Below are 25,569 nucleotides of genomic sequence, written 5' to 3'. Positions count from 1 at the left end.
GCACCATTTTGGTATTACTATCAATCTTATTATTTCTATATGAGACGGTTGCTGCGCAGTGAATAAACCAGCCAAACTTCCTGAGATTCGTAAAGAGGCATTTACCAAGGCTAGAGAAAGTCTTGGTTTAAGCACGAAAGATTTATCGGGCATGGCTTGCCTCTCTGTTCGTCAAATTGAGCAGATTGAAAATGGCGACAGCAGTAGTTTCTATGGTGACCAAGTTAAATTTACGGCAGCAAAAAAAGTAGCTGGTCTATTAAAGCTGACCCCAGAAGAGGCATTTGATTTTTCTGGAATTGCGCAACCCGCCAAAGCAGCGGAAGTCGAAGTGAAATTGCAGGAGGAGACAAAAGCCTCTGCAGTAGAAAAAAAAGCAAAGCCTGAAAAAGCAAAAGAAACAGAACAGGCAAAAGCATCAAAAGAACAGCAAGAGCCAACTGCAGCAGTAAAAGCCCCTGACCCAAAACCTGAAAAGGTCAGCGCAAGCAAAATCTCTGAAAGCATTCTTGACTATAGAGTAAAGTCAAAATCTTCAGCTGACCCTAAAAAGAAACTCTTCCTACTATTAGCAATTGGTGCAGCGGTTATTTTTTCTGTAGTGAACTTACGCCCTTTATTTTTTCCTGAGCCAGCAAAAGAGGAAGTAGTCATCATTCAAGAGGTGGCTCCAGAGCCTGCGCCGCCGGACGCCGTAGCTGACGCAAAGTCAGCCCCAGCAATAGCGCCAGAAATCGTTCCTGTAACAGTTTCTGCCGAATGCCCGCCTACAGATGCCTCAGTGATCAATTACAAGCCTGAAGCGCCTAAAAAGGCCGGCGATATGGTCTACCTACAATCAAAGACTGCTCAAACAGTTTGCGTAGTCGATGCTACTGGCAAGACCCAGAACAAAACTTTGGAGCCTGGTGTTGGTGTGAGCGTCTTCGGTAAGCCGCCATTAAAGGTGCTTACTAGCGGATTAAATCAGGTGGATTTGTACTTCCAGGGTGCAAAGGTGCGCATCGGCAATACGACTGGCAAAACCATTCTTTTGGAGCCAGCTGAAATCATTCAGCCAATAACTCCATCAACAGCTTCAGACTCTCAGTTACGTTAATCCAAATAAAAACAGCGACTCGTTAAGTCGCTGCATTTGCTATTACATTAAAGCTAGTGTTATACAGCTGCGTTATCGGTTTCACCGGTACGAATACGAATCACCTGTTCTACTGCAGTAACAAAAATCTTGCCGTCACCAATCTTGCCGGTACGTGCGGCTTTGGTGATCGCTTCTATAGCAGTTTCAACGCGGTCATCAGCAACCACGGCCTCTACCTTTACCTTAGGCAAAAAATCGACAACGTATTCAGCGCCACGATAGAGTTCAGTATGGCCTTTTTGACGACCAAAACCCTTCACTTCGGTAACGGTTAGGCCGGTAACGCCAACTTCAGCTAATGCTTCGCGGACTTCGTCGAGCTTGAACGGCTTAATGATGGATGTAATTAATTTCATTTATTCCCCCTAATGGAGTAATCATACCTAGAACTGGAATGACTTGCCAAAAATCCGGCAGTTTTTGGGCATCTAGGCTCTAAATTGTGAAGTGATTGGGTATCGCCAATCCCGTCCAAAGGCGCGAGTAGTTACACGGACCCCCGGAGGCGCTTGGCGACGCTTATATTCATTCAGTTTGATCAGGCGAGTCACCTTTTCTACGCTCTCGGGATCAAAGCCTGCGGCAATGATTTGTACAATCGATTGGTTTTGCTCCATGTAGCGCTCAACAATCCCATCCAACACCTCGTAGGAGGGTAGGCTATCTTGGTCTTTTTGATCTGGGCGTAATTCTGCAGAAGGGGCGCGAGTTAAGATTCGCTCCGGAATGACATCCCCAATACTATTGCGATAAGCGCATAGGCGATATACCAAAGTTTTGGCAATATCTTTAATCACTGCAAAGCCACCAGCCATGTCTCCGTAGAGAGTGCAATAGCCTACGGCCATTTCACTCTTGTTGCCGGTTGTCAAAACTAATCGACCGGTTTTATTGGAAAGGGCCATGAGTAAAGTGCCGCGCACACGTGCTTGAATATTCTCTTCGGTAGCATCAACACTCAAACCTTTAAATTGCTCAGCAAGTGAAGCTTCTAAAGCGTCTACCGGAGCACTAATCGGAATCTCATCGTATTGCACGCCCAAGTTTTGCGCCATCTCACGTGCGTCGATCCAGGAGATGTCGGCGGTATAGCGTGAGGCCATCATGACTGTACGAACTCTATCGGCGCCGAGGGCATCCACTGCAATGGCGAGCACTAAGGCTGAATCTACGCCGCCAGATAAGCCAATAATCACGCCAGGGAAGCGATTTTTAGTGACATAGTCACGTACGCCCAGGACAAGTGCTTGGTAGGCCTGTGCCTCGACTGATTGGGGTGGGGTGATTAAGCCCTTTTCCAGCTCGCCAGAAGGCGAGACTGTAACGAAACCTAAGCCTGTTTCAAATTGGGGCATTGCCATGACAGCTTCACCGCGACTATTGAGTGCAAATGAGCCACCATCAAACACCAATTCATCTTGACCGCCTACTGCATTGACGTAAACCAGTGGCATATTGGTTTGTGCAATATGCCCACGCAGCACTTCAATGCGAAGCACCTCTTTTTTGAGGTGGTAGGGCGACGCATTTGGAACTAGCAATACCTGTGCTCCAGCAGCGTGCGCTTGTTTAGCCGGACCTGAATGCCAGGCGTCTTCACACAAGATCAGGCCATAGTGAATACCTTCGCATTCAAATACGCAGGCTTGATTGCCTGGCACGAAGTAACGCACTTCATCGAATACTTCATGATTAGGCAATTCTTGTTTGGCGTAGCCTGCAATCACTTTGCCATTTCGTAAAACGGAGGCGTAGTTTTGCAAACCTGTAGATGTTTGTTTGGGGTGACCGACAATGACTGTCAGATCGGAATACTGAGCGAACTCTTTTATTAAGAGCTCGAGCTGTAATTGAGCCGCTTCAATAAAAGCAGGGCGGAGCAATAAATCTTCTGGGGGATAGCCGGTGAGCGAAAGCTCTGGGGTTACTACGAGTTTGGCACCTTGAGAATAGGCATCGACGGCGGCTTTGTGAATGAGTTGCGCGTTGCCAGCCAAATCACCCAGTAATGGGTTGATTTGGGCTAAAGCAATTTTCTGTGCGCTCACTCCGACTCACAAAGCCTTTACTAATAACTATTTAAATAAATACTAAATTAAGCGTGCTCTTTGTTGTAACGCTCGATGCCCTCAAGAATTTCTTTATGAGCATCAGCAACGCCACCCCAGCCTCTTACTTTTACCCATTTACCTGCTTCGAGGTCTTTGTAGTGCTCGAAGAAGTGTTGAATTTGATTCAAGCGTAATGGGTTCATATCTTCTGGTTTTTGCCAGTGGGTATAGATAGGTAAAATTTTGTCTTCTGGGACGGCCAATAATTTGGCATCTTCACCGCCTTCATCTTCCATTTGCAATACGCCAATTGCGCGGCATGAAACAACTACACCTGGAATGAGTGGGAATGGAGTAATTACGAGAACGTCAACAGGGTCACCATCACCAGCAATCGTTTTATTGATGTAGCCGTAGTTGCATGGGTAGTGCATTGCAGTGCCCATAAATCGGTCAACGAAAATTGCGCCAGACTCTTTATCCACTTCATACTTCACTGGATCAGCGTTCATTGGGATTTCAATAATGACGTTGAAGCTTTCAGGGATCTTTTTACCTGGCTTAACTTTGTCGAGACTCATAAATACTCCGAATAGTGATTAGTAAATACCCTGATCCTACTGAGGGGGCGCAGGGGTGATTCTGCTACATACTGGTACAGCTTAAAGACCATAGTTTAAAGCTTTCGGAAACCAGGTCTACCTAAGTGCAGGTTATGCAAAACAATAAAGATTAACAAATGATTAACAAATCATTAACTTTAGGGAGTTCAAGCATGAGTAATGTCACTTTAGGCTTGTATTTTGCCTTGGCGTGCGGTGTCCTAGCCGTGATTTACGGTTTTGTGATGCGCGGCTGGATCTTGAAGCAAAGTACGGGTAATGCCAAGATGCAAGAAATTGCTGAGGCGATTCAGCAGGGTGCGGCAGCCTACTTGTCGCGCCAATATAAAACGATTGCCATTGTTGGGGTGGTTTTAACCATTCTGATGGCGCTCTTCCTGGATTTTGCAACCGCGATTGGCTTTGTCATTGGCGCCGTTCTTTCTGGCGCTTGCGGCTTCATTGGTATGAATGTCTCCGTCAAGGCAAACGTTCGTACAGCAGAAGCAGCCACCAAAGGCATGAACGAAGCTTTGAACGTTGCTTTCAAAGGTGGCGCGATTACCGGCATGTTGGTAGTTGGCCTTGGACTCTTGGGTGTTGGTTTGTTCTTTATGTTCCTGGTATCAATTGGCGCAGGACAAGACCTCACTTCTGTATTGCATCCTTTGATTGGTTTGGCATTCGGTTCTTCTTTGATTTCGATCTTCGCCCGTTTAGGTGGTGGCATCTTTACTAAGGGCGCAGACGTTGGCGCTGACTTAGTTGGCAAAGTTGAAGCCGGGATCCCGGAAGATGATCCGCGTAATCCTGCGGTGATTGCTGATAACGTGGGCGATAACGTTGGTGACTGCGCTGGTATGGCAGCAGACTTATTCGAAACTTATGCAGTGACTTTGATTGCAACCATGGTCTTAGGTTCGCTCATGGTTACTGGCGCGCCAGTCGCTGCCATTATTTATCCATTAGTCCTTGGCGGTGTTTCTATCATCGCTTCGATTATTGGTTGCTCATTTGTAAAAGCAACCCCAGGTATGAAAAATGTGATGCCTGCTTTATATAAGGGCTTGATCATTGCTGGTGGTTTATCACTGATTGCCTTCTATTTCGTAACCAACTTCATCATGCCGGACGATGCCTTGGGTATCCCAGGTAGCCAGTGGCGCTTGTTTGGTTCAACCGTAGTAGGCTTGTTGCTAACTGCTGGATTAGTATGGATTACCGAGTACTACACCGGTACCCAGTTTAAGCCAGTGCAACATATTGCTGAAGCTTCCACTAAAGGTCATGGCACCAACATTATTGCTGGTCTAGGTATCTCGATGAAGTCGACTGCTTATCCAGTGCTGTTTGTATGCGCAGCGATTTTTGCAGCGTATTGGTTGGCTGGTTTGTACGGTATTGCCATTGCAGCAACAGCCATGTTGTCGATGGCAGGCATTGTGGTTGCACTCGATGCATACGGTCCAATTACAGATAATGCTGGTGGTATTGCAGAGATGGCCGGCTTGCCACAATCAGTTCGCGACATTACTGATCCATTGGATGCAGTTGGTAACACTACTAAAGCAGTTACCAAAGGCTATGCGATTGGTTCAGCTGGTTTGGCATCACTCGTACTCTTTGCCGACTACACCCATGCTTTAGAGAGTATTGGTCAGCAAGTGTCTTTTGACTTGTCTAACCACATGGTGATCATTGGCTTGTTTATCGGCGGCATGATTCCTTACTTATTCGGTGCGATGGCGATGGAGGCTGTTGGTCGTTGCGCTGGCGCAGTGGTGGAAGAAGTGCGTCGTCAGTTCCGCGATATCCCTGGAATCATGGAAGGCACTGCTAAGCCTGAGTACGGCAAAGCAGTGGACATGCTCACTTCAGCTGCTATTAAAGAAATGATCATTCCTTCACTCTTGCCAGTGGTTGCGCCTATCGTGGTTGGCCTCTTGTTAGGGCCTGCTGCATTGGGTGGCTTGCTCATGGGTACGATTGTGACCGGCTTGTTTGTAGCGATCTCGATGTGTACCGGTGGTGGTGCTTGGGACAATGCGAAGAAATATATCGAAGAAGGTAACTACGGCGGTAAAGGTTCTGAAGCCCATAAAGCTGCAGTAACTGGTGATACCGTAGGTGACCCTTACAAAGATACTGCAGGTCCTGCTGTGAACCCGCTGATCAAGATCATTAACATTGTGGCATTGCTTATCGTGCCACTCTTGCCAGTGATCTCACGTTAAGCAATAAAACCGCAACAAACAAAAACGCCTAGCATTGCTAGGCGTTTTTCTATTTTGAAATCACTTGACTATGGTAGGCCAATGGCCTACCATAGTGTTAATGGATTTTGAATGGGATTTGGCTAAAAGTAACTCATGCCAGATCTCTCGAAATTTTGATTTTGCATATGTGATATCAATTTTCAAAGATCCTACGATATTTATTGAGCATGACCAAAGATGGGATTACGGGGAAGAGCGGTATCGCGCAATCGGAGCAATTGATAAACGAGTCTTTGTAGTTGTGTTCACCAGAAGGGTAAAGGCCATCAGAATTATTTCTGCAAGGAAAGCTAATAACAGGGAGGTCAAACGATATGAAAAAAATAGTACGAGTTAGCGTTGATCTAAATAACCCAAAAAGCTTCCCCAAGGGGGCTGTAAATAAGAGGCTATTGGATGCAACTTCTGAGCGCCTCATAAAGCTACACCAACAGCAAGACGATGACGAAGCCATACAAGATGCTGCAAAGTATGCAAAGCGAGTTCGTGAACGGATTGGCCTATCTCAACAAGAGTTCTCAAATCGTATAGAAGTTTCTTTAGAAACCATTCGAAATTGGGAGCAGGGAAAAAGAAGTCCTACAGGCGCAGCAAAGGCGCTGCTAAAAATATTGGATCGTGCGCCTGAGGTGGCTTTGCTAGCCTTAAGCGTATAAGAAACCTCAAACAAAAACGCCTAGCATTGCTAGGCGTTTTTTATTGCTCAGCTACTTACTTAATTTCTAAAACTCTTATTCCAAAGTTTCCAAGTAACGCTGCGCATCCAATGCAGCCATACAACCTGTGCCAGCGCTGGTAATCGCTTGACGGTAGATGTGGTCTTGTACGTCGCCGGCTGCAAATACACCAGGGATATTGGTGGCAGTGGCATTGCCTTCAAGTCCTGAATGGGTCTTGAGGTAGCCGTTGTTCATATCGAGCTGACCAACAAAAAGGTCTGTATTTGGTTTATGGCCAATCGCAATAAAGGCACCAGTCACAGCCAAATCTTCAGTGCTGCCATCTTGTTTCTTAATGCGTACGCCAGTGACACCTTTTTCATCGCCAAGTACTTCATCGAGAGTGGCGTTCAATTTGAGCTCTACTTTGCCTTCAGCAACTTTCGCCATCAAGCGATCATTCAAGATTGGCTCAGCGCGGAATTTATCGCGACGATGAATCACGGTGACTTTTTTGGCAATGCCAGTGAGGTAGAGTGCTTCTTCAACTGCAGTATTACCGCCGCCCACTACGCAAACATCTTGATTGCGGTAAAAGAAGCCATCGCAAGTTGCGCAACCAGAAACGCCGCGACCCATGAATGCTTCTTCACTTGGTAAGCCAATGTATTGAGCGGAGGCGCCAGTAGAAATAATCAAAGCATCGCAGGTATAGGTTCCGGAATCACCAACCAAGCGAATGGGCTTTTCTGTAAGGGCTGCCGTATGAATATGATCAAAAATGATTTCAGTATTAAAGCGCTCAGCATGCTTTAAAAAGCGATCCATGAGCTCTGGGCCTTGGACGCCATCAGCATCCGCTGGCCAGTTTTCCACGTCTGTAGTGGTCATTAATTGACCGCCTTGAGCCAGCCCAGTAATGAGGGTAGGGTTTAAATTGGCACGGGCAGCGTAGACAGCGGCTGTATAGCCAGCAGGGCCAGATCCGAGGATCAGAACTTTGGAGTGTTTTGGGGTATTTGTAGTCATGTTCAAATTATAGTTTTGCTTGATTACAATCGGTAGAACATGGCAAGAACCTCATACCCGAAGTCCAAGGCTCCTTTGAGCCCCCAGCCCCCAGAGAACGGTGGTCAGGGCCGGATGCCCCGCCTCCTATTAGAGGCTCGCTGGTTCATCTCCCTAGCACTTTGCCTAGGCTTATTTGCTATTTTGCTCACATATTCCAAGGCCGACCCAGCCTGGTCCCATGCCAGTTTTGAGGCTCCTAAGAACTTAGGGGGCCGTTTTGGGGCCTATTTAGCCGATTTAATGCTGTATATCTTTGGTATTTCTGCCTTTTGGTGGGTTGCCTTGTTTGGCCGCCGCGTCCTCAATGGCTGGCGTGAGCTGTGGAGCATTCCATTACCCCCTGATCCAGATGCCAAGCCAGACTCTCTATTGATGCGTTGGTTGGGCTTTGGCCTGACTTTGGTCTGCAGCATGGGCTTGGAGTCCATTCGGATGCATTCGTTGTCCTGGCAGCTCCCTAGGCCGCCTGGTGGCATTTTGGGTGAGCTCATTGGCGATCCCCTGCAAATGTCTCTCGGATTTACCGGCTCGACCTTAGTTTTACTGTTCGGTCTGTGCGCGGGCCTATCTTTATTCCTGCATTTTTCCTGGTTGGATGTTGCTGAAAAAGTAGGGCGCTTCTTAGAGGTCACTTATCACCGCATTCGAGAGCGTCGTGATAGCGAAGAAGATCGCAAGTTGGGCGAAGCTGCGGCTGAAGAACGCGAAGAATTTGTGGAAGAGTTTCGTGGGCGCGTTGAAGTTGCTGCGCCAGTGCAAATCGTGCGCGCTCCTATAGAGATCCCAAAGAGTGCTCGTGTAGAGCGTGAGAAGCAACAACCTTTGTTTGTAGATATTCCTGATTCAGAATTGCCACCACTGGCATTGCTTGATCCAGTCCCTGAAGCAAAAGAAACGATCTCTGCAGATGTATTGGAATTTACCTCTCGCTTAATCGAACGCAAGTTAGCGGAGTTCAACGTTCAAGTTACTGTAATTGCGGCATACCCTGGCCCTGTAGTGACCCGCTACGAGATAGATCCAGCGATTGGTGTGAAGGGTAGTCAGATTGTCAATCTGTCACGCGACTTAGCCCGCTCACTCGGTGTAGTGAGTATGCGTGTTGTAGAAACGATTCCCGGCAAAACTTGTATGGCTTTGGAATTACCAAATCCAACACGTCAGTCTGTTTACTTGTCAGAGATTCTGACCTCTCAGGTCTATAACGACAACCACTCATTGCTGACACTCGCTTTAGGTAAAGATATCTCTGGTAGTCCAATGGTGGCTGACTTGGCAAAGATGCCGCACTGCTTGGTTGCGGGTACCACCGGCGCAGGTAAGTCTGTAGGCATCAATGCCATGATCCTATCGCTACTCTTCAAGGCTAAGCCTGATGAAGTGCGTTTGATTATGATTGATCCGAAGATGCTGGAGATGGCAATTTACGACAAGATTCCGCATTTGTTGTGCCCAGTAGTTACGGATATGAAGCAGGCTTATAACGCTCTTAATTGGGCCGTGAATGAGATGGAGCGTCGCTACAAACTGATGAGTAAGTTTGGTGTGCGTAACTTAGCCGGCTTTAATAAGAAGATTGCCGAAGCAGAAGAGAAGGGTGAGAAGCTCACCAATCCATTTAGCTTGACACCGGATGATCCAGAGCCAATTTACAAAGCGCCAGTCATCGTTATTGTGATCGATGAGTTAGCTGACTTGATGATGGTGTCTGGTAAGAAGATTGAAGAGCTCATCGCACGTATTGCGCAAAAGGCGCGTGCTGCAGGTATTCATTTGGTATTAGCGACACAACGTCCAAGCGTGGACGTGATTACCGGTTTGATTAAAGCCAACGTACCAACCCGTATCTCCTTCCAAGTAAGCTCAAAAATTGATAGCCGTACGATTTTGGATCAGCAGGGTGCGGAAGCGTTACTTGGTATGGGCGACATGCTTTATATGGCACCAGGCACTGGCTTGCCAGTGCGTGTGCACGGCGCATTTGTATCTGATGATGAAGTGCATCGCGTTGTTGAGTGGCTCAAAGAGAAGGGCGAAGCCAATTACATTGATGGCGTTCTCGAAGGTGCAGATGAGTCCAATGTGGATGCATTAACTGGCGAGGGCGGCGGCGAAGCTGACCCGCTTTACGATCAAGCAGTAGCGATTGTTCTCGAAAATAAACGCCCATCCATCTCATTGGTGCAACGTCATTTGCGTATCGGCTACAACCGCGCAGCACGACTGCTTGAAGATATGGAAAAAGCAGGTCTCGTATCCAAGATGGGTAATGGTGGCAATCGCGAGATCCTCCATCGCCCTTCAGAGTAAGGCTTCATTTTGCAAAGATTCTTTTCTGCTGTTGTTCTGGGAACAGTCATTCTGTTTTCAAATGTAGCTCACTCCCAAGTCGAAAGTGGTTCAGAGCAGTTACGCCAATTTGTGCGTAACTCCAAAACTGCTGAAGGCGACTTTGTGCAGCAACAGTTGCGCGCTCCTAAGGCGAATGAGTCACAAGACAAGGGCTTGAAAGTTCTTCGCCAAACTCAAGGCCATTTTGTTTTTCAGCGTCCAGGCCGTTTTATCTGGGATACCCAAAAGCCCTATGAGCAAAAGTTAATTGCTGATGGCAAGCAACTGATCTTGTGGGACAAGGACTTAAATCAAGCAACTTTTCGTCCTGCAGGGCAAGCGCTTGCATCTACCCCTGCAGCGATTCTGTTTGGTGAAAGTTCATTGGATCAGCACTTTGATTTAATTGAAGGCGAAGAGCGTCTGGGCATGAAGTGGGTAGCTTTGACTCCCAAAAAAGATCCCAATGCCAAGAGTAAAAATGATCTTCCTTATACAAAGATTTCTATTGGTATGGCCAATGGCTTGCCTAAGGCACTTGAACTAACCGATGGTCTAGGTAGCGTAGTCTTGGTAACTCTGGATAAGATCCAGCTCAATGTCAATTTGCCAGCCAATCGCTTTACCTTTATTCCGCCTGCAGGGGCAGAAGTCTTGCGCTTAAACTAGAGCCACAATATTGATTAAGTACTGAACCAGAACAACCAAAGCACACCAGAGCAACATATGATTGATCCGCAATTACTCCGTAAAGATATCGCCGCAGTTGCTGCGCGCCTAGCGACTCGTAAATTCCAATTGGATGTTGAGAAATTCAACACCTTAGAATCGGAGCGTAAATCTTTGCAAACCCGTACCGAAGAATTACAGGCCAAGCGCAACCAATTATCTAAAGCGATTGGTATGAAAAAAGGTAAGGGCGAGGATGCTGCAGCTGAAATGGCTGAGGTTGCACAAGTTAATACCGATATGGAATCTGGAGCAGCTAGATTAAGCACGCTCCAGGCGGAGATTTCTGATTTCTTGATGGGTATCCCTAATCTTCCGGATGAATCTGTGCCTGCCGGCAAAGATGAGACAGAAAATAAAGAAGTAAAGCGTTGGGGTGAAGAGCCTATTTTTGATTTTGAGATTAAAGACCACGTTGATCTGGGCGGCCCATTGGGTTTAGATTTTGAAGTGGCAGCCAAGATCAGTGGTTCGCGCTTTGTTGTTCTCAAAGGGCCGATTGCAAGATTGCATCGTGCCTTAGCGCAGTTCATGATTGATACGCATGCTACAAAGCATGACTATCAAGAAGTGTATGCACCGTATATGGTTAATGCCGCATCCATGCGTGGTACAGGGCAGCTTCCGAAGTTTGAAGAAGATCTATTCAAAGTTCCACGTCAAATGGGCGGTGAAGACGAAGGTGGAGAAGCCAAAACAGAAAACTTTTACCTTATCCCAACTGCAGAAGTGCCTGTAACAAATTTAGTTCGCGATGAAATCGTTAATGCTGATAACTTACCAATGAAGTTTGTAGCGCACACCCCATGTTTCCGTTCAGAAGCCGGTAGCTATGGTCGCGATGTCCGAGGCATGATTCGTCAGCATCAGTTTGACAAAGTAGAGTTGGTGCAAATCACTAAGCCCGAAGACTCCATGCAAGCTTTGGAAGATCTCACAGGCCATGCAGAAAAAATCCTGGAGCTTCTAGAGCTTCCTTACAGAAAAGTATTGCTCTGTACTGGTGATATGGGCTTTGGCAGCACTAAGACTTATGACTTAGAAGTTTGGGTGCCATCACAAAATGCCTACAGAGAAATTAGTTCATGTTCTAGCATGGGTGACTTTCAAGCAAGACGCATGCAAGCCAGATTTAAAGCGGGTCAAGGTAAGCCAGAATTAGTTCACACTTTGAATGGTTCAGGTCTTGCTGTTGGTAGGGCATTGGTAGCTCTCCTAGAGAACAAGCAACAGGTAGATGGCAGTATTACTATTCCTAAAGCATTGCAACCTTACTTGGGTGGTTTGGAAGTGCTCAAGCCAGCTTAAGCAAAACTAAGCAAAACTAAACAAGTACCCCAAAGCTATAATTGGCTTTGGTTCGGAGAGGTGGCAGAGTGGTCGAATGTGCTTGACTCGAAATCAAGCGTAGGGTCAAACCTACCGTGGGTTCGAATCCCACCCTCTCCGCCATTTAGATTCTGTATTTGTATACATTCAGAAAATATTGAAAGAGCCCCGCATGACGTGGGGCTTTTTATTTGTACGTAGTTTGTAATACGCAGGTATTTAATAGACAAGGGAGCGTTACTGTTGCAATCGAGCCACCAAGTACTTCATGATGTTTTCGGCTTTGATCAATTTCGTGGTGCTCAAGAGTCTATTGTTGAGCATGTTGTAGCTGGCGGGGATGCTTTAGTCCTCATGCCTACTGGTGCCGGTAAGTCGCTGTGCTATCAAATTCCCTCGCTTGTTAGACGTGGTGTTGGAGTAGTGGTTTCTCCCTTAATTGCGCTAATGCAAGACCAAGTCGATGCGTTAACCCAGTTGGGCGTTAAAGCTTCATTCTTAAATTCCAGTCTAGATGCAGCAACATCTCAAAAGGTGACCAGTCAATTACTGGCTGGAGATCTTGACTTGATCTATGTTGCGCCAGAGCGTCTAATGAGCTCTAGTTTTCTATCGATACTCGATAGACTCAATAGCGGCCCTGGAATTGCACTGTTCGCTATTGATGAAGCACACTGTGTTTCTCAATGGGGTCATGATTTCCGCCCAGAATATCGCCAGTTAACTGTTTTGCATGAACGATTTCCGAAGGTGCCTCGTATCGCCTTAACGGCTACTGCGGATGCGCCAACCCGAGCAGAAATTGTGGAGCGTCTTTCACTGGAGTCTGCCAAGCAGTTTGTTTCTAGCTTCGATCGTCCCAATATTAAGTATCGAGTTCTCCAAAAGCAAAGTGCCAAACAACAGTTAGAGCATTTTTTAGATGCAGAACATGCCGATGACTCCGGAATCATTTACTGTCTATCACGCCGTAGCGTAGAAGAGACTGCCCAATGGTTGGTAGACCGCGGCTGGGATGCTATGCCGTATCACGCAGGCTTAAGTGTGGAAACACGCAGCGCCAATCAAAAACGCTTCTTGCGTGAAGAGGGTGTCATCATGGTTGCAACCGTAGCGTTTGGTATGGGTATTGATAAGCCCAACGTTCGCTTTGTAGCCCACCTAGATCTCCCCAAGAGCATGGAAGGGTACTACCAAGAAACTGGACGAGCAGGGCGTGATGGCTTGCCAGCAAATGCTTGGATGGCCTACGGCTTTGGGGATGTGGTGAGCTTGCGGCAAATGGTGGATTCTGGTGAAGCTTCTGAGGACCGCAAGCGGGTAGAGCGCCAAAAGCTCAATGCGCTACTAGGCTATTGTGAATCTACGACCTGCCGCCATCAAACAATCTTGCGTTACTTTGGAGAGATGCATGCTGGTAGCTGTGGTAACTGCGATAACTGCCTAGAGCCAGTGGCCACCTGGAATGCTACACACGAAGTGCAAAAAGCATTGTCTTGCGTATACCGTACAGGCCAACGTTTTGGAGTAACCCATTTAATTGATGTGCTGATGGGTAAAGTAACCCCTAGAGTGAAGCAATTTTTTCATGAGCAAGTAAGTACATTCGGTATTGGGTCGGAACTCAATCAGGCACAGTGGAATAGCATCTATCGTCAATTAGTAGCGGGTGGTTATTTAGATGCTGATATTGCATTACATGGCGGCTTAAAGCTGGTAGATGCGATTGCCTTGCCAGTATTGCGTGGAGAACAAGAGGTTTGGCTGCGCAAAGAAACAGGCTATTCCAAGAGTAAAGCTACGAAGTCTGGAGCAAGCAAGAAGTCTACGCATCCCTTTAGCAATATTGCAGATGAAAAACTGTGGGATGCACTTAAGGCCAAACGTACTGAGTTAGCGCGAGAACAAGGTGTGCCACCCTATGTCATTTTTCATGACAGCACCTTGCAGGAGATGGTTAAATCTCAGCCGACTACCTTAAGTCAGTTCAGCCGTATTGGCGGGGTGGGGCAAGCTAAGCTGGAGCGCTATGGCGAACACTTTCTTGAAACCATTTTAGAAAATCTAGAGCGCTCCAGTTAAGTCAGCTAGTCTTTTTGCAGGAAGACATTCACAGTTTCAGAAAGTTTCTTGTAACTTTGGAATAAGAATGCATGTCCGCCTTCATAAAAGGCCAGCCAAGCAAAAGGAATCTGTTTTGCGATGATGACTGAGTTTTGGGGATTGTCGATAATATCCTCGCGGCCATCTGCGACCAGTACAGGAATTTTAATATTCTTTAAATCCTGGTAATTCTGGTTATCAGCATCCCAAAGAGTGATGCGAGCGCGAACTTGACGCGCCTTTGTTTCTTTAGACACTACAAAATCATCAGGGATTGTTCCAGCAGCTTTAGCTGCTGCCCAACGTGTATAGACAGCCTTAGTAGCTGCTTTACCTTCGGGTGTTATTGGGAATAGCAGCTCAAAATTCTCCATTGGTGACAAACTAGGATTATTTAATTCCTCGCCAACCTTTTTATTAATGGCAATCTTGTGCTGAAAAGCTAAAAGTCAGACAGATGACTAAGGCGGCAATCGTTAAATAGGCACCTCGCATGAAGTCGATCTTTAAAAAGCGTAGGGTTTTATTAAAAGGCATCGCAAGAATCCAATTGGGTTGGGAGCACCCCATATTAGCATTGCAATATGGGTAGAAAATATCTTGTTTTAGTTTTCACCAAGGGTTATCCCAGATGGGCGGGACTCTTTCGGCCCATAAAAGAGGCTTCAAGAATATCAATATAAATTATCTAAATGTATTAAAAGTTGGTGTTTAATATAGTCTTAGACCTCATTTAGAAACCTGGAAAATGAAAAAAATTCTATCAACCTTAGTTGTTGGTTCTTTGCTTGGCATTGGCTTCTCAGCAGCGCATGCCGATCCACCAATGCAACCTTTTTACGCTGCCGTTATGAAAATGGCCCCTGAAGGTAAGTTAGGGCAAGTGATCAAGCAAGAAAAAATCGCCACCTCCATTAAAGGTGCACAAGCTTGGAAGATTGCTTATATTTCTTCAGATGTTTCTGGTCGTAAAACCATTTCAACTGGTGTAGTGGTTGCACCTACAGGGGCGGCTCCAGCAGGCGGTCGTCCGGTAATGACTTGGGCGCATGGAACAACAGGCTCAGCACAAAACTGTGGCCCATCACAAGTTATCGATCCTGCTATTCCTTTGAATGAATACTTTTTGGTAGGAGGCAATTCTTGGACTGATTACGGTCTTCCTGCGGCAGAAGAGTTCATCAAGGAAGGTTATGTTCTTGTTGCAACTGACTATCAAGGTCTGGGCGGTGGCGGTAGACATCAATATAGCGTTGCCGCTACTAATGGTATGGATACACTCAATGCTGCCCGTGCTGTAGTTTCTATGAAAGAAACAGGCGCCAGTAAAAAGACTTTAGTTTATGGCTGGTCACAAGGTGGCGGGGCAACGATTGCCTTGGCTGGAATGCCTGAGTACATCAAGCAGACTGGTACGGTTGCTGATAATCTTGATATTGTGGGTTTTGTGGCCTTGGCGCCGCAAGATATTTCGATCCTTGCCCCTGCAGGCAAACATGATCAAGCTACCGCAGATAAATACTTCCAAGACTCACAAAAAATGTTCTTGGATAACGTTTTCAATTTCACACATGCAACCATGTTTTATTGGGGCACGCAGGCTGCATTCCCTAATCTTAAGTTATCGGACATTTTTACCGACGAGGGTGTAAAGGTTGCCAACGAGATTTACAGCAATAAATGCATGCATACCGCTAGCGATACATTTAACTTTAACTATGGTTCAAGCTATGCTAGTTTGTTAAAGCAAAAGCCGAGCAATACTGTTGCTTGGGCTGAGGCGATGTTAAAGGGCGGAGTGCCAGTTGTTAAACCTGTTGCACCAATACAGATTTATTTTGGCTCAAAGGACACTGCAGTTCCACCAATGATGCATAAGCTTTACCAAGAGCAAGCCTGCAAATTAGGCGGTAATGTTGGAAGAATGCAGTTGCCTGGGGAGCAATCTCACTTTACGACTCCTGGCTCATCCAAGCCCTTCTATTTAGCTTGGGTGAAAGACCGTATTGCTAGCAAGCCATTGGCTAACGCCTGCCCACAAAACTAGAGAAAGTCTTTCTCTTAAATAGAAAAGCCACCCACGGGTGGTTTTTCTTTGACCTATTCAGATTAATGCTGAAGAAATAAAGCTATCTAAAGTATTTAAATTTGGTTACCTATGGGCTGATGGCACAAACTATTCGTAACCAGTAACGAGAGAATTACACCTCATCTCCCATAAGTAGAACTTAACTTTACAAATCTAATGTGACAGGTTGATGTGATTTTGATGACATTTCATACTCTGAAAATCAAATTACTGTCGAAGGCCGTTTTAATAAGCTCGGAGCACTCTTAATCGGCCTTTAGGGTTTTGGCGTGCCCATATTTTGTCTAAGCAAAATCGGTGTAAAGCTAAAAGGTTGCTCAGACTTTGGATTTATCCCAATCATTACCGCCTGGACTTGTTCTGCACCCATAAGCTCTAGGCGAAGAACATTCTCAAGTATATTTTTTTGATCTACCGTCTTTAATGGTTGATCCAGGATAAGGCGATGACTGTCACCATGAATTAAAAGTACTGGTTTTTTGAATTCCTGCGCATTTTTACTGAAGGCGTGCAATGTATCTCGATACCCGCTATCTGCATTAGTTGCTTGTGTAGGCGTATAAAACATATCAGCTTGGTAGCAAAAAACAATTCCCAAATATCCCTTAGTTGACGCAAGGTCAAAGGCACGTTGAATCCAGTCTAAGTTGGCTTGATTGCGTTCGAAGTACTCAGCTTTTGCTTGATCATTTCGCTCAAAGTTATTGTTTGAACCGGGAATGTGTAGGCTGACAAAGAGAAAATGATTTTTTACCCAGTAAGCATTTTCAACAAACTTCTTGTACTTTGGGTCTGTATCAGCCTGTCTGATGAGGCTGATCTGTTGTTTGCCAAAGCTTTTTTGTGTGTTAAAGAAAGTGCTTCTTAGATTGTCTAAACGCTCGAGGGGGTCGTAAGATCCTGCTAGCGGACGATGACAATCAGTCCATTCATTATCTCCAATGCTATAAATTAATGGAGATGTAAATTGATTGAAATAGCCCTTCACCTTTTGGTTATATTCATCGCTACATGGAGTAGAGCCTGATTTGGTATCACCAATAAAGAGACTAAAACTCGGATTGGATTTGTTGATTACTGCAATTAATCTTTCGTAGCGAACATAGTCTTCTGGAATGGAGTAGGGCACATCACCTAAGGCTATAAATTTAAATGCCTCTAATGACTGCGCAGATGCTGTCAAAGAGCATGCAATGAGAAGCCCGCTAAATAGTGCTTTGAGTGTGTTAAATGATTTCATATTTATTTATAAGCGCTAGGAGCATCATCTAACTCCTTAATTTCAAGTTCACCAAATATATAGGTCTCTGAGCTTACTTGAGTCCAACCCAAATCATGGAAGACATCCTCATGGCTCTTCGAGTACTTTCGATTACTTTGGTAAAAAATATCCGTTAACTCATCTTGTTCTTCATCTTCGACAGTGTCTGAGAAATAAATGACTTTTTCTCCGCCATATTTTTTGCTGATAATACCGCCGGGGATATCTTCAATGCAGATTCCAATTTTAGGATCGTAGGTCTTTATGAACAGGGGTTTGATGTTTGTTAAAACGGAACCCAACTTCCAGACCATGCCGCACTTAATCTCTTTATTCGATTGCTGAAATATATTGCGCTCTACTAAGGAGCCTATTTCTAGGGGAATAATCTGATAGAACATTGAGTTGTTCCAGTTCAAAGGTAATGAGTGCTCCTAGTTTGCTACAAAATTGTGACACTTTTATATTCACAAATCAGTTTAAATTTAAAATCTCCAGGTAACTCCAACTTCACTGCGTGTAGCGCCAGCTTGTTGCGATGCAAAAGTTTCGCCATAGCTTGAACCAGTTCGCATGTAAGACACGCCAAGATCTATGCTGTCGGTAAGGGAATAGATGCCCGCAATCAAGGCGTAATGACTTAAGTATTGTTCAGATGAAGGTGGATTGGTCGCAGCTCCAATATCTAATGCGATTTTGAAATTCTTGGATATTGACCAAACGGGGGCAACAGAAATCAAAAAGATATTTGTGCGATTAAGATCGGTCGTAGTTCCAACGCTGTAATTCGTGTTGTAAGGTGAACGCATGTATACGGCATTCAGATGTAACTCTATATCTTGCCAATATTTGGAGGCGATGAAATTCACGCCATAGTTAAACGCGGCCAAACCTAATCCAGCAACTTGCTGTTGCTTACCGGCAGGCAATACCACTGTTGGCTTAATAGCCAAAGCGTAGCCCAGATCCTCGTCTTCGTAAAACCGCCATTTGCTTGCTAGCACATAGTTGGCAAATTTAGAGTAATTACCGCTTGGTTCATTGAAGTAGGTTGCAGAGATCGATGCTTCTACTTGATTACTCAATCCACGGGTATATGTAAAGGGAAAGGCCTTTGCATCTGTTCTGCCGGTGTACTCTTCGCCGGGCGTAATAATATCTGCCTGCTGTGAACCCCCTTGTCGATTGATGGAGAAAAAATACTGCTCTATCTGATTTCCTCCGGCTTTTACGGTACCCGCATCATCGGTATTTAAAGGTTCAAATGCAAAAACTAGCGTTGGCACAAGTAGAAGGGAAAGGCATAAGCTTTTCATGAAGATCTTACGTGGCCCGATGATTGGTAAAGCAATCTGTTTAGATTACTTTCATGACATTTTGATGTCAGGCAGGTAATGGTTTATTTAAGTTGTGCCATACAATTTATTAATGTCTACAGAAATTATTACAAAACCATTTCCAGTGGCGGGCGTTGTTTTTGCCTGGGCTATGCCTATATTGGGCGATGGGTATGAAATTCCTTTATTTGAAATTTCTGAGGCACTTGAAAATCCGAATATCTCCATCTGGCTACATTTAAATCTATCTAATTCTCAAATACAGCGCTGGCTTGAAAACACGCCATTGATTCCTGAGCGAGTTGTGGAGATGATTCAAGAGGGCGTCAATCTGAGTCGCCTAGAACGTATTGAAAAGCTAGATGATTGCCTCTTGATGGTGATGAATGACTTTCAACAAGAGTTTGGGGAGGGGGCCGGCGACTCAAGCCTAGGAACCCTTTGGGCAATTGTTCGGCCAAAGTTAATGGTCTCTCTACGCAACAACCCCCTTAGAACTACTGACAAATTGAGGTATGACTTGAGGAATGGTCAGCTCAACCCTGGCTCTGTAATCGAATTGTTCCATGAGTTACTAGATTTACGCGCTGAGCAATTGAGAACTCTTTTAGTTCATCTTTCAGGGAATATGGATGACCTAGAGGAGAACCTTCTAAAAGGAAGGGAGTTTCCAGAGCATGAAAATCTTGGCAGGATACGGATTCAATGTAGCCGCCTCCGTAGGCATTTTTCACCAGAACTAATAGCCTTACATCGTTTATTAAAGCGTCTCCCGTACTGGTTTACTGAGGAAGATAAAAACAGCTTGAATGATGACTTGGATCTGCTCTCCTACTTAGTGCAGGAGATTTCTAGTCTTTACGACCGTGCCAAAGTATTGCAAGATGAGCAAGCTGCCCATGTAGCCGAATTTAATGCCAAAAACTTGCAAGTTTTGTCCGTAATGACGGTGATCTTCCTTCCTATGACTTTAATAACAGGAGTCATGGGTATGAATATGGAGGATCTTCCTGGGCTAAAAGGTTCCTTTTATCAAGTGATGTTTCTTATGTCTATTACTGGGGCAGCAGTTTTTGCATCATTAAAGCTTAAAAGAATCATTTAAGTCGCTGGAGAGGGCATCCTAAAGGTTGCCAAATTGCTCCACTTTAAGTGTTATATATTTTCTATAAATCATTGTTTTATATAGGAAATATTTATTAAAGACACTTTGTCATTAAACCGTCACAGTGAAAAAGTATCGTCCTACTATCGCAATGTTGCGTTATTTCAATATTAGGACGAAACACATGAAATCTTTTTTGAAAAAAGCACTAGTTATTAGCGCTATTTCACTTGCTCCAACGGCTTTTGCTGTGGACATGACAGGTGCAGGCGCAACATTCCCATACCCAATTTACGCTAAGTGGGCTGAAGCCTTCAAAGCAAAGACCGGCTCTAACTTGAACTATCAGTCTATTGGTTCTTCTGGCGGTATTAAGCAAATTAAAGCAAAGACTGTAGATTTCGGCGCTACTGACAATCCAGTGAAATTTGAAGAATTAGAAAAAGATGGCATGGTTCAGTTTCCTGCCATTATTGGTGGTGTAGTTCCAGTGATCAACGTTGACGGTGTAAAGCCAGGCGAAATCAAATTGGATGGCCCAACATTGGCCGACATTTTCCAAGGCGTTATCTCTGATTGGGGTGACAAGCGCATTGCCATCATGAACCCAGGCGTAAAGATTCCTTCTGGTCCAATCACTGTAGTAACTCGTGCAGATGGTTCCGGTACAACTGCAATCTTTACTGACTACTTGGCTAAGACAAGCACTTTGTTTAAAGATGCCGTAGGTTCTGGTGCTAACGTAAAGTGGCCTGCAGCTTCTACAGTAGGCGGCAAGGGCAATGAAGGCGTTGCTGCTAACGTAACCCGCGTTAAGAACTCTGTAGGTTATGTAGAGTATGCATACGCCAAGAAAAACAAAATGACATTTATCTCTTTGAAAAACAAAGACGGTAATTTTGTTGCTCCTGATGACTTAACCTTTGCAGCTGCAGCAGCTGGTACAGATTGGGCAAAGATCCCTGGTATGGGCACATTTATTACCAATGCTTCAGGTGCTAAATCATGGCCAATCACTGGCGCTTCTTTCATCTTGCTTTACAAGAATCCTGAAAACAAAGCTAATGCAGCTGAAGTGATCAAATTCTTTGACTTTGCTTTCAAAGATGGAAAGAAAATGGCGGAAGAGTTGGATTACGTTCCAATGCCTGATGCAACAACTGATTTCATTCGCAAGAATGTATTCACAAAGGTTGTAACTAAGTAAGGTTTGATGGTTTTCTTATCAAATACTCTTTAATGAACAGCTCCACAGTGTTGTGGGGCTGTTTTAATATTTAAATAAGCCTATCTCAATGGATACCATTCAGTCTCATTCGGCACCTACGCCACAGGCGCTAAGGATTGCTAAATTGCAGCGAATTCAGGACTTCTTGTTCCATGGAATAACGCAATTCTTTGCTTTATCCGTTCTTATTGCTTTGATGGGCATTCTGATCTCGCTCGTCATAAATGCATGGCCAGCTTTGCATACGTTTGGTCCTGGCTTTTTCTTCTCGCAAGAGTGGGATGTTGTTAATGGTGAGTTTGGCGGTTTGATTGCTATCTATGGCACTGTGGTTACTTCTTTAATTGCATTGTTGATTGCTGTCCCTCTGAGCTTTGGCATTGCCGTATTTCTAACCGAACTCTGCCCAGGCCCGCTCCGTAGACCTTTGGGTACAGCTGTTGAATTGCTTGCAGCCGTCCCATCAATTATTTACGGTATGTTTGGCCTATTTATTTTTGCACCATTGTTTGCTGAATATATTCAGCCTGCTTTAGCTGCAACTTTGGGTCAGATTCCTGGCTTCGGCATCTTATTCTCGGGTGCTTTTAACGGCATTGGTATTTTGTGTGCCGGATTAATCTTGGCAATGATGATTCTGCCTTTCATTGCATCCGTTATGCGTGATGTATTTGAAATCGTTCCACCAGTTCTCAAAGAGTCTGCTTATGGTATCGGCTGCACTACGTGGGAAGTGGTCAAGAATGTTGTTCTGCCTTATACCAAGGCTGGCGTAATTGGCGGCGTGATGCTCGGATTAGGTAGGGCGCTTGGTGAAACGATGGCAGTCACCTTTGTTATTGGTAATGCGCATCGCTTATCTGCTTCGCTATTTGCTCCAGGCACATCCATTGCCTCAACTCTTGCCAATGAATTTGGTGAGGCGGAAGCAGGCAATCATTTATCTTCTTTATTTGCCTTAGGTTTGGCGTTATTCATTATCACCTTCGTTGTATTGGCATGCGCTAAGTGGATGCTAAACAATATGGAGAAGAGGCAAGGATTAAAAACATGAACAGTATGTCCAATATTGACCAAGCTGTTTTTGCTAAGCGCAAGCGCGCAAATAAGATTGGTTTGACCCTATCGATGGGTGCAATGGCCCTAGGAATGATCTTTTTGCTTTGGATTTTGAGCGTTCTATTATTCAAGGGGTTATCAGCGATTGACTTAAACCTCTTTACGCAAAGCACTCCAGCCCCAGGCTCTGAGGGCGGTGGTCTTGCAAATGCCATTGTTGGAAGTCTTTTGTTGGTAGGGACCTGTACTTTAATCAGTACGCCGATTGGTGTTTTAGCGGGACTATATTTATCTGAATATGGTGATCGTAGTCGCGTTGCTGCCGTTACTCGCTTTGTTACTGACATCATGCTTTCAGCGCCATCGATTGTGATTGGTTTGTTTGTATACGCATTTGTGGTTGCCCAGGTTAGACACTTCTCAGGCTGGGCGGGAACCATTGCACTGGCTTTAATTGCCATTCCTGTGGTTGTTCGTACAACTGAAAATATGCTTCGTTTAGTGCCTGGTAGCTTACGTGAGGCTGCTTATGCCTTGGGTACGCCGAAGTGGAAGGTAGCTTTCATGATTACCTTACGCGCTGCGCAAAGTGGCGTAATGACAGGAATCTTGCTTGCTCTGGCGCGCGTTAGTGGTGAAACAGCGCCATTGCTCTTTACAGCGTTAAATAATCAGTTCTTCTCAACCAATATGAATGCCCCAATGGCAAATTTACCAGTGGTGATTTTCCAATTTGCTATGAGTCCATATGACAACTGGGTTGAACTGGCTTGGGGTGGTGCATTACTCATCACTTTTGCTGTTCTCGGCTTAAATATTTTGGCACGAGTGGTATTCCGTGAGAAGGTCCAAGGATGATGAGCAATATGAAAACAATGTTTGACTTAAATAAGATTGATGGTCAAGGGGGTAAAGTGGAAACAACAATTCAACATTCAGAGCAGGCGGCTATTAACGCGCTTGAAGTGAGAAATCTGAATTTCTATTACGGCACCTTTCAAGGCCTTAAAAATATTAACCTCGATATTGAGCAGGGCAAAGTAACGGCATTCATCGGGCCCTCTGGTTGCGGTAAATCTACTTTATTGCGCACCTTAAATCGCATGTATGACCTTTATCCTGGTCAGCGCGCTGAAGGTGAAATCAACTTCTATGGCCAGAACATCCTTGAACCAGGCCAAGACTTAAACTTACTACGTTCACGTATTGGCATGGTTTTCCAAAAGCCAACCCCATTCCCAATGTCGATCTATGAAAACATCGCCTTTGGTGTGCGTTTGTACGAAAAGCTTTCACGTTCAGAAATGGATGAGCGTGTTGAGTGGGCGCTGAATAAGGCTGCCCTATGGAATGAGGCTAAGGATAAGTTAAACCAAAGTGGTTTATCTCTGTCTGGCGGCCAACAGCAGCGTCTGTGTATTGCTCGAGGCGTTGCAGTAAAGCCATCTGTGATTTTGCTAGATGAGCCTACTTCTGCATTGGATCCTATTTCAACAGGAAAAATCGAAGAGCTTATTAATGAACTTAAGCATGAGTACACCATTGCGATTGTGACCCACAATATGCAACAGGCAGCTCGCGTATCCGACTACACTGCTTATATGTACTTAGGTAGCCTAGTTGAATATGGTAAAACAGATGAAATCTTTATCAAGCCTAAGCGTAAAGAAACAGAAGACTACATTACCGGTCGCTTCGGTTAATTGGAGATATTAAATGCCAGATAAACACCTATCATCACAATTTGATGCCGATCTTAATTCTCTTTCAAGTCGTTTGCTTGAAATGGGTGGCTTAGTTGAGTCACAAATTGCTACCGCGATGCGTGCATTCACGCAAATGGATATTGATACTTGCAACATCGTTATTGAAAACGAAAAGCTTGTTAACGATCTTGAGATTCAAATCGATTTAGCCTGTACAGAGGTTATTGCGCGTCGTCAACCAACTGCCCGTGACTTGCGCTTAGTAATGGCGGTCTCTAAAGCAATTACCAATTTAGAGCGTGCCGGTGATGAAGCGGAGCGTGTAGCTAAGCGCACTAAGCGCTTAATAGAGGCTGGCTCAGTACATAACATTAACGTTGCTGAGATTCGACTCTCTGGCCAAATGGCGATTAACTTATTGCGCCGTAGCTTAGATGCATTTGCAAGGCTAGATACTATTGCAGCTGCAGAAGTAGTAGCCGAGGATCGCCAAATTGATGAAGAGTTTAGGGGTTTTGTTCGCAAGCTCATCACTTACATGTCTGAAGATCCCCATACCATCAGCACTGGCCTGGATATGCTAACCATTGCCAAGGCAATTGAGCGTATTGGTGATCATGCAAAGAATATTGCCGAATTTGTGATCTACATTGCAAAGGGTTCTGATGTTCGCCATATTCCACATGCAGATTTGGTCCGCGAAGCTACTAAAGAATAAAGCGATCTATTTAAATGACTCACCGCATACTAATAGTTGAAGATGAGCCATCCATTGCAGAACTCATCGCAATTAATTTGACACATGCAGGTTATGAGGTAGAAAAGGCGATGCAGGCTGATATTGCTCAAGGCATTATGAAGGACCAGTTGCCTAATCTTGTGATTTTGGATTGGATGCTTCCTGGTAAGTCTGGCGTTCAGTTTGCTAAAGAGCTCAGGGCTAATGAGCGCACAAGAGGCTTACCAATTTTGATGCTCACCGCCAAAAGTGAAGAGGCAGATAAAGTGATGGGTTTAGATTCTGGGGCAGATGATTATGTCACCAAGCCTTTCTCACCCAAAGAACTTATTGCCAGAGTTAAGGCCCTGTTGCGCAGACAAACTCCAGTAGATGACACTGGCCCCCTGACGGTTGGACCCTTAAAGCTGGATCCGAGCTCTCACAGAGTGCTAGCAGTCTGGCCTAATTCAGACCCAAAGCCCATTTCTTTGGGCCCTACAGAATACCGACTTCTCCAATACTTTATGGCCAATCCAGAGCGAGTTCACTCCAGAGCCAGTTTGCTCGACAATGTTTGGGGCAATGAGGTTTACATTGAAGAGCGCACTGTGGATGTCCATATCAAGCGCTTAAGAGCCGCCTTAAGTCCGGCAGACTGCGATCGTTTTATTGAGACAGTTAGGGGTAGTGGTTACCGTATCACCAAAATCCCAACCGATATCTAAAGCCTATTTTTTAGGCTTTTTTACTCATTTCTGGGGCGCTTCAGAG

The 25,569-nt window shown here is 45.1% G+C and carries 24 protein-coding genes and 1 tRNA gene; 17 read left to right on the top strand and 8 right to left on the bottom strand.

From position 1 onward, the window contains the following. The first annotated feature begins 58 nt into the window (after nt 1–58). Entirely contained in the window at nt 59–1,099 is a 1,041-nt protein-coding gene (locus ICN20_RS00755) for a helix-turn-helix transcriptional regulator (RefSeq protein WP_216237453.1), read from the top strand. 59 nt (nt 1,100–1,158) lie between these two features. On the opposite strand, the gene glnK is transcribed toward ICN20_RS00755, so the two are convergent. The 3 genes from glnK to ppa form a co-directional block, all read right to left on the bottom strand. Further along, nucleotides 1,159–1,497 carry a P-II family nitrogen regulator gene (glnK, locus tag ICN20_RS00750; protein ID WP_216237450.1) on the bottom strand — a complete coding sequence of 113 codons (339 nt, stop codon included), beginning with the start codon at nt 1,495–1,497 and terminating at the stop codon, nt 1,159–1,161. Between the two features lie 72 nt (nt 1,498–1,569). Next, nucleotides 1,570–3,189 (bottom strand): NAD+ synthase, encoded by a 1,620-nt coding sequence (locus ICN20_RS00745; RefSeq protein WP_216237448.1) that lies wholly within the window; start codon nt 3,187–3,189, stop codon nt 1,570–1,572. 47 nt (nt 3,190–3,236) lie between these two features. Further along, complete coding sequence (ppa, locus tag ICN20_RS00740; RefSeq protein WP_216237447.1) at nt 3,237–3,773, bottom strand: inorganic diphosphatase; 537 nt, start codon at nt 3,771–3,773, stop codon at nt 3,237–3,239. 194 nt (nt 3,774–3,967) lie between these two features. Here ppa and ICN20_RS00735 point away from each other — a divergent pair, with 194 nt between their 5' ends. From ICN20_RS00735 to ICN20_RS00725, 3 genes are all read left to right on the top strand, one after another. Beyond that, nucleotides 3,968–6,028, top strand: a complete 2,061-nt coding sequence (locus ICN20_RS00735; protein ID WP_216237441.1) for a sodium-translocating pyrophosphatase — start codon at nt 3,968–3,970, stop codon at nt 6,026–6,028. A 70-nt stretch (nt 6,029–6,098) separates the two neighbouring features. Further along, complete coding sequence (locus ICN20_RS00730; RefSeq protein WP_370624514.1) at nt 6,099–6,407, top strand: BrnT family toxin; 309 nt, start codon at nt 6,099–6,101, stop codon at nt 6,405–6,407. Then, nucleotides 6,385–6,726 carry a DNA-binding transcriptional regulator gene (locus ICN20_RS00725; RefSeq protein ID WP_216237408.1) on the top strand — a complete coding sequence of 114 codons (342 nt, stop codon included), beginning with the start codon at nt 6,385–6,387 and terminating at the stop codon, nt 6,724–6,726. Before ICN20_RS00730 ends, ICN20_RS00725 begins: the two co-directional genes overlap by 23 nt. Before the next feature lie 75 nt (nt 6,727–6,801). Here the strand turns inward: ICN20_RS00725 and trxB are convergent, their stop codons facing one another. Further along, on the bottom strand, nt 6,802–7,758 hold the full coding sequence (gene trxB / locus ICN20_RS00720) for a thioredoxin-disulfide reductase (RefSeq protein WP_216237406.1): 957 nt from the start codon (nt 7,756–7,758) through the stop codon (nt 6,802–6,804). A 39-nt stretch (nt 7,759–7,797) separates the two neighbouring features. On the opposite strand from trxB, the gene ICN20_RS00715 reads away from it, so the two are divergent. The 5 genes from ICN20_RS00715 to recQ all read left to right on the top strand — a co-directional run bounded on the left by ICN20_RS00715 (nt 7,798) and on the right by recQ (nt 14,271). Further along, on the top strand, nt 7,798–10,110 hold the full coding sequence (locus ICN20_RS00715; protein WP_216237404.1) for a DNA translocase FtsK: 2,313 nt from the start codon (nt 7,798–7,800) through the stop codon (nt 10,108–10,110). Between the two features lie 9 nt (nt 10,111–10,119). Beyond that, entirely contained in the window at nt 10,120–10,800 is a 681-nt protein-coding gene (locus ICN20_RS00710; RefSeq protein ID WP_216237403.1) for an outer membrane lipoprotein carrier protein LolA, read from the top strand. Between the two features lie 57 nt (nt 10,801–10,857). Beyond that, a complete protein-coding gene (serS, locus tag ICN20_RS00705) occupies nt 10,858–12,168 on the top strand; it encodes a serine--tRNA ligase (protein ID WP_216237401.1) in 1,311 nt (436 codons plus the stop codon). Nucleotides 12,169–12,222: 54 nt separating this feature from the next. After that, nucleotides 12,223–12,312: transfer RNA gene (locus tag ICN20_RS00700), tRNA-Ser, on the top strand. Between the two features lie 120 nt (nt 12,313–12,432). Then, nucleotides 12,433–14,271, top strand: a complete 1,839-nt coding sequence (gene recQ, locus ICN20_RS00695) for a DNA helicase RecQ (RefSeq protein ID WP_216237398.1) — start codon at nt 12,433–12,435, stop codon at nt 14,269–14,271. A gap of 5 nt (nt 14,272–14,276) precedes the next feature. Here the strand turns inward: recQ and ICN20_RS00690 are convergent, their stop codons facing one another. Further along, nucleotides 14,277–14,675, bottom strand: coding sequence for an alpha/beta fold hydrolase (locus ICN20_RS00690; protein ID WP_216237396.1), 399 nt, complete (start codon nt 14,673–14,675; stop codon nt 14,277–14,279). A 365-nt stretch (nt 14,676–15,040) separates the two neighbouring features. Here ICN20_RS00690 and ICN20_RS00685 point away from each other — a divergent pair, with 365 nt between their 5' ends. Then, on the top strand, nt 15,041–16,339 hold the full coding sequence (locus ICN20_RS00685; RefSeq protein ID WP_216237394.1) for a lipase family protein: 1,299 nt from the start codon (nt 15,041–15,043) through the stop codon (nt 16,337–16,339). A 298-nt stretch (nt 16,340–16,637) separates the two neighbouring features. Here the strand turns inward: ICN20_RS00685 and ICN20_RS00680 are convergent, their stop codons facing one another. The 3 genes from ICN20_RS00680 to ICN20_RS00670 all read right to left on the bottom strand — a co-directional run bounded on the left by ICN20_RS00680 (nt 16,638) and on the right by ICN20_RS00670 (nt 18,958). Then, nucleotides 16,638–17,621, bottom strand: a complete 984-nt coding sequence (locus ICN20_RS00680; protein WP_216237392.1) for a hypothetical protein — start codon at nt 17,619–17,621, stop codon at nt 16,638–16,640. Between the two features lie 2 nt (nt 17,622–17,623). After that, nucleotides 17,624–18,061, bottom strand: coding sequence for a hypothetical protein (locus ICN20_RS00675; protein WP_216237390.1), 438 nt, complete (start codon nt 18,059–18,061; stop codon nt 17,624–17,626). A 66-nt stretch (nt 18,062–18,127) separates the two neighbouring features. Beyond that, nucleotides 18,128–18,958, bottom strand: a complete 831-nt coding sequence (locus ICN20_RS00670) for a hypothetical protein (protein WP_216237388.1) — start codon at nt 18,956–18,958, stop codon at nt 18,128–18,130. Nucleotides 18,959–19,070: 112 nt separating this feature from the next. Here ICN20_RS00670 and ICN20_RS00665 point away from each other — a divergent pair, with 112 nt between their 5' ends. The 7 genes from ICN20_RS00665 (at nt 19,071) to phoB (ending at nt 25,523) form a co-directional block, all read left to right on the top strand. Further along, complete coding sequence (locus ICN20_RS00665; RefSeq protein ID WP_216237386.1) at nt 19,071–20,084, top strand: CorA family divalent cation transporter; 1,014 nt, start codon at nt 19,071–19,073, stop codon at nt 20,082–20,084. A 184-nt stretch (nt 20,085–20,268) separates the two neighbouring features. Then, nucleotides 20,269–21,291: a phosphate ABC transporter substrate-binding protein PstS gene (gene pstS, locus ICN20_RS00660; RefSeq protein ID WP_216237384.1), complete on the top strand. Its 1,023-nt coding sequence runs from the start codon at nt 20,269–20,271 to the stop codon at nt 21,289–21,291. An 88-nt stretch (nt 21,292–21,379) separates the two neighbouring features. Then, a complete protein-coding gene (pstC, locus tag ICN20_RS00655) occupies nt 21,380–22,366 on the top strand; it encodes a phosphate ABC transporter permease subunit PstC (protein ID WP_216237382.1) in 987 nt (328 codons plus the stop codon). A 5-nt stretch (nt 22,367–22,371) separates the two neighbouring features. After that, nucleotides 22,372–23,229 (top strand): phosphate ABC transporter permease PstA, encoded by an 858-nt coding sequence (gene pstA, locus ICN20_RS00650; protein ID WP_370624548.1) that lies wholly within the window; start codon nt 22,372–22,374, stop codon nt 23,227–23,229. Nucleotides 23,230–23,237: 8 nt separating this feature from the next. Continuing rightward, complete coding sequence (gene pstB / locus ICN20_RS00645) at nt 23,238–24,074, top strand: phosphate ABC transporter ATP-binding protein PstB (protein ID WP_255534584.1); 837 nt, start codon at nt 23,238–23,240, stop codon at nt 24,072–24,074. A 13-nt stretch (nt 24,075–24,087) separates the two neighbouring features. Continuing rightward, nucleotides 24,088–24,795, top strand: a complete 708-nt coding sequence (phoU, locus tag ICN20_RS00640) for a phosphate signaling complex protein PhoU (protein WP_216237378.1) — start codon at nt 24,088–24,090, stop codon at nt 24,793–24,795. A gap of 14 nt (nt 24,796–24,809) precedes the next feature. Continuing rightward, nucleotides 24,810–25,523 carry a phosphate regulon transcriptional regulator PhoB gene (gene phoB / locus ICN20_RS00635; protein WP_216237376.1) on the top strand — a complete coding sequence of 238 codons (714 nt, stop codon included), beginning with the start codon at nt 24,810–24,812 and terminating at the stop codon, nt 25,521–25,523. Nucleotides 25,524–25,569: the final 46 nt, after the last annotated feature.

It is taken from the genome of Polynucleobacter sp. JS-Polo-80-F4, assembly GCF_018881965.1.
Classification (GTDB): Bacteria; Pseudomonadota; Gammaproteobacteria; order Burkholderiales; family Burkholderiaceae; genus Polynucleobacter.
Note: the sequence above shows the minus strand (reverse complement) of the source record. Positions and strands in the feature narration are given on the sequence as shown.

Excerpts from the sequence above, each read along its gene's own strand:
- glnK (WP_216237450.1), bottom strand. The coding sequence starts at position 1,497 with ATGAAATTAATTACATCCATCATTAAGCCGTTCAAGCTCGACGAAGTC.
- ppa (WP_216237447.1), bottom strand. The coding sequence starts at position 3,773 with ATGAGTCTCGACAAAGTTAAGCCAGGTAAAAAGATCCCTGAAAGCTTC.
- ICN20_RS00735 (WP_216237441.1), top strand. The coding sequence starts at position 3,968 with ATGAGTAATGTCACTTTAGGCTTGTATTTTGCCTTGGCGTGCGGTGTC.
- ICN20_RS00730 (WP_370624514.1), top strand. The coding sequence starts at position 6,099 with ATGGTAGGCCAATGGCCTACCATAGTGTTAATGGATTTTGAATGGGAT.
- ICN20_RS00725 (WP_216237408.1), top strand. The coding sequence starts at position 6,385 with ATGAAAAAAATAGTACGAGTTAGCGTTGATCTAAATAACCCAAAAAGC.
- trxB (WP_216237406.1), bottom strand. The coding sequence starts at position 7,758 with ATGACTACAAATACCCCAAAACACTCCAAAGTTCTGATCCTCGGATCT.
- ICN20_RS00715 (WP_216237404.1), top strand. The coding sequence starts at position 7,798 with ATGGCAAGAACCTCATACCCGAAGTCCAAGGCTCCTTTGAGCCCCCAG.
- serS (WP_216237401.1), top strand. The coding sequence starts at position 10,858 with ATGATTGATCCGCAATTACTCCGTAAAGATATCGCCGCAGTTGCTGCG.
- ICN20_RS00685 (WP_216237394.1), top strand. The coding sequence starts at position 15,041 with ATGAAAAAAATTCTATCAACCTTAGTTGTTGGTTCTTTGCTTGGCATT.
- ICN20_RS00680 (WP_216237392.1), bottom strand. The coding sequence starts at position 17,621 with ATGAAATCATTTAACACACTCAAAGCACTATTTAGCGGGCTTCTCATT.
- ICN20_RS00670 (WP_216237388.1), bottom strand. The coding sequence starts at position 18,958 with ATGAAAAGCTTATGCCTTTCCCTTCTACTTGTGCCAACGCTAGTTTTT.
- ICN20_RS00665 (WP_216237386.1), top strand. The coding sequence starts at position 19,071 with ATGTCTACAGAAATTATTACAAAACCATTTCCAGTGGCGGGCGTTGTT.
- pstS (WP_216237384.1), top strand. The coding sequence starts at position 20,269 with ATGAAATCTTTTTTGAAAAAAGCACTAGTTATTAGCGCTATTTCACTT.
- pstC (WP_216237382.1), top strand. The coding sequence starts at position 21,380 with ATGGATACCATTCAGTCTCATTCGGCACCTACGCCACAGGCGCTAAGG.
- pstA (WP_370624548.1), top strand. The coding sequence starts at position 22,372 with ATGTCCAATATTGACCAAGCTGTTTTTGCTAAGCGCAAGCGCGCAAAT.
- pstB (WP_255534584.1), top strand. The coding sequence starts at position 23,238 with ATGAAAACAATGTTTGACTTAAATAAGATTGATGGTCAAGGGGGTAAA.
- phoU (WP_216237378.1), top strand. The coding sequence starts at position 24,088 with ATGCCAGATAAACACCTATCATCACAATTTGATGCCGATCTTAATTCT.
- phoB (WP_216237376.1), top strand. The coding sequence starts at position 24,810 with ATGACTCACCGCATACTAATAGTTGAAGATGAGCCATCCATTGCAGAA.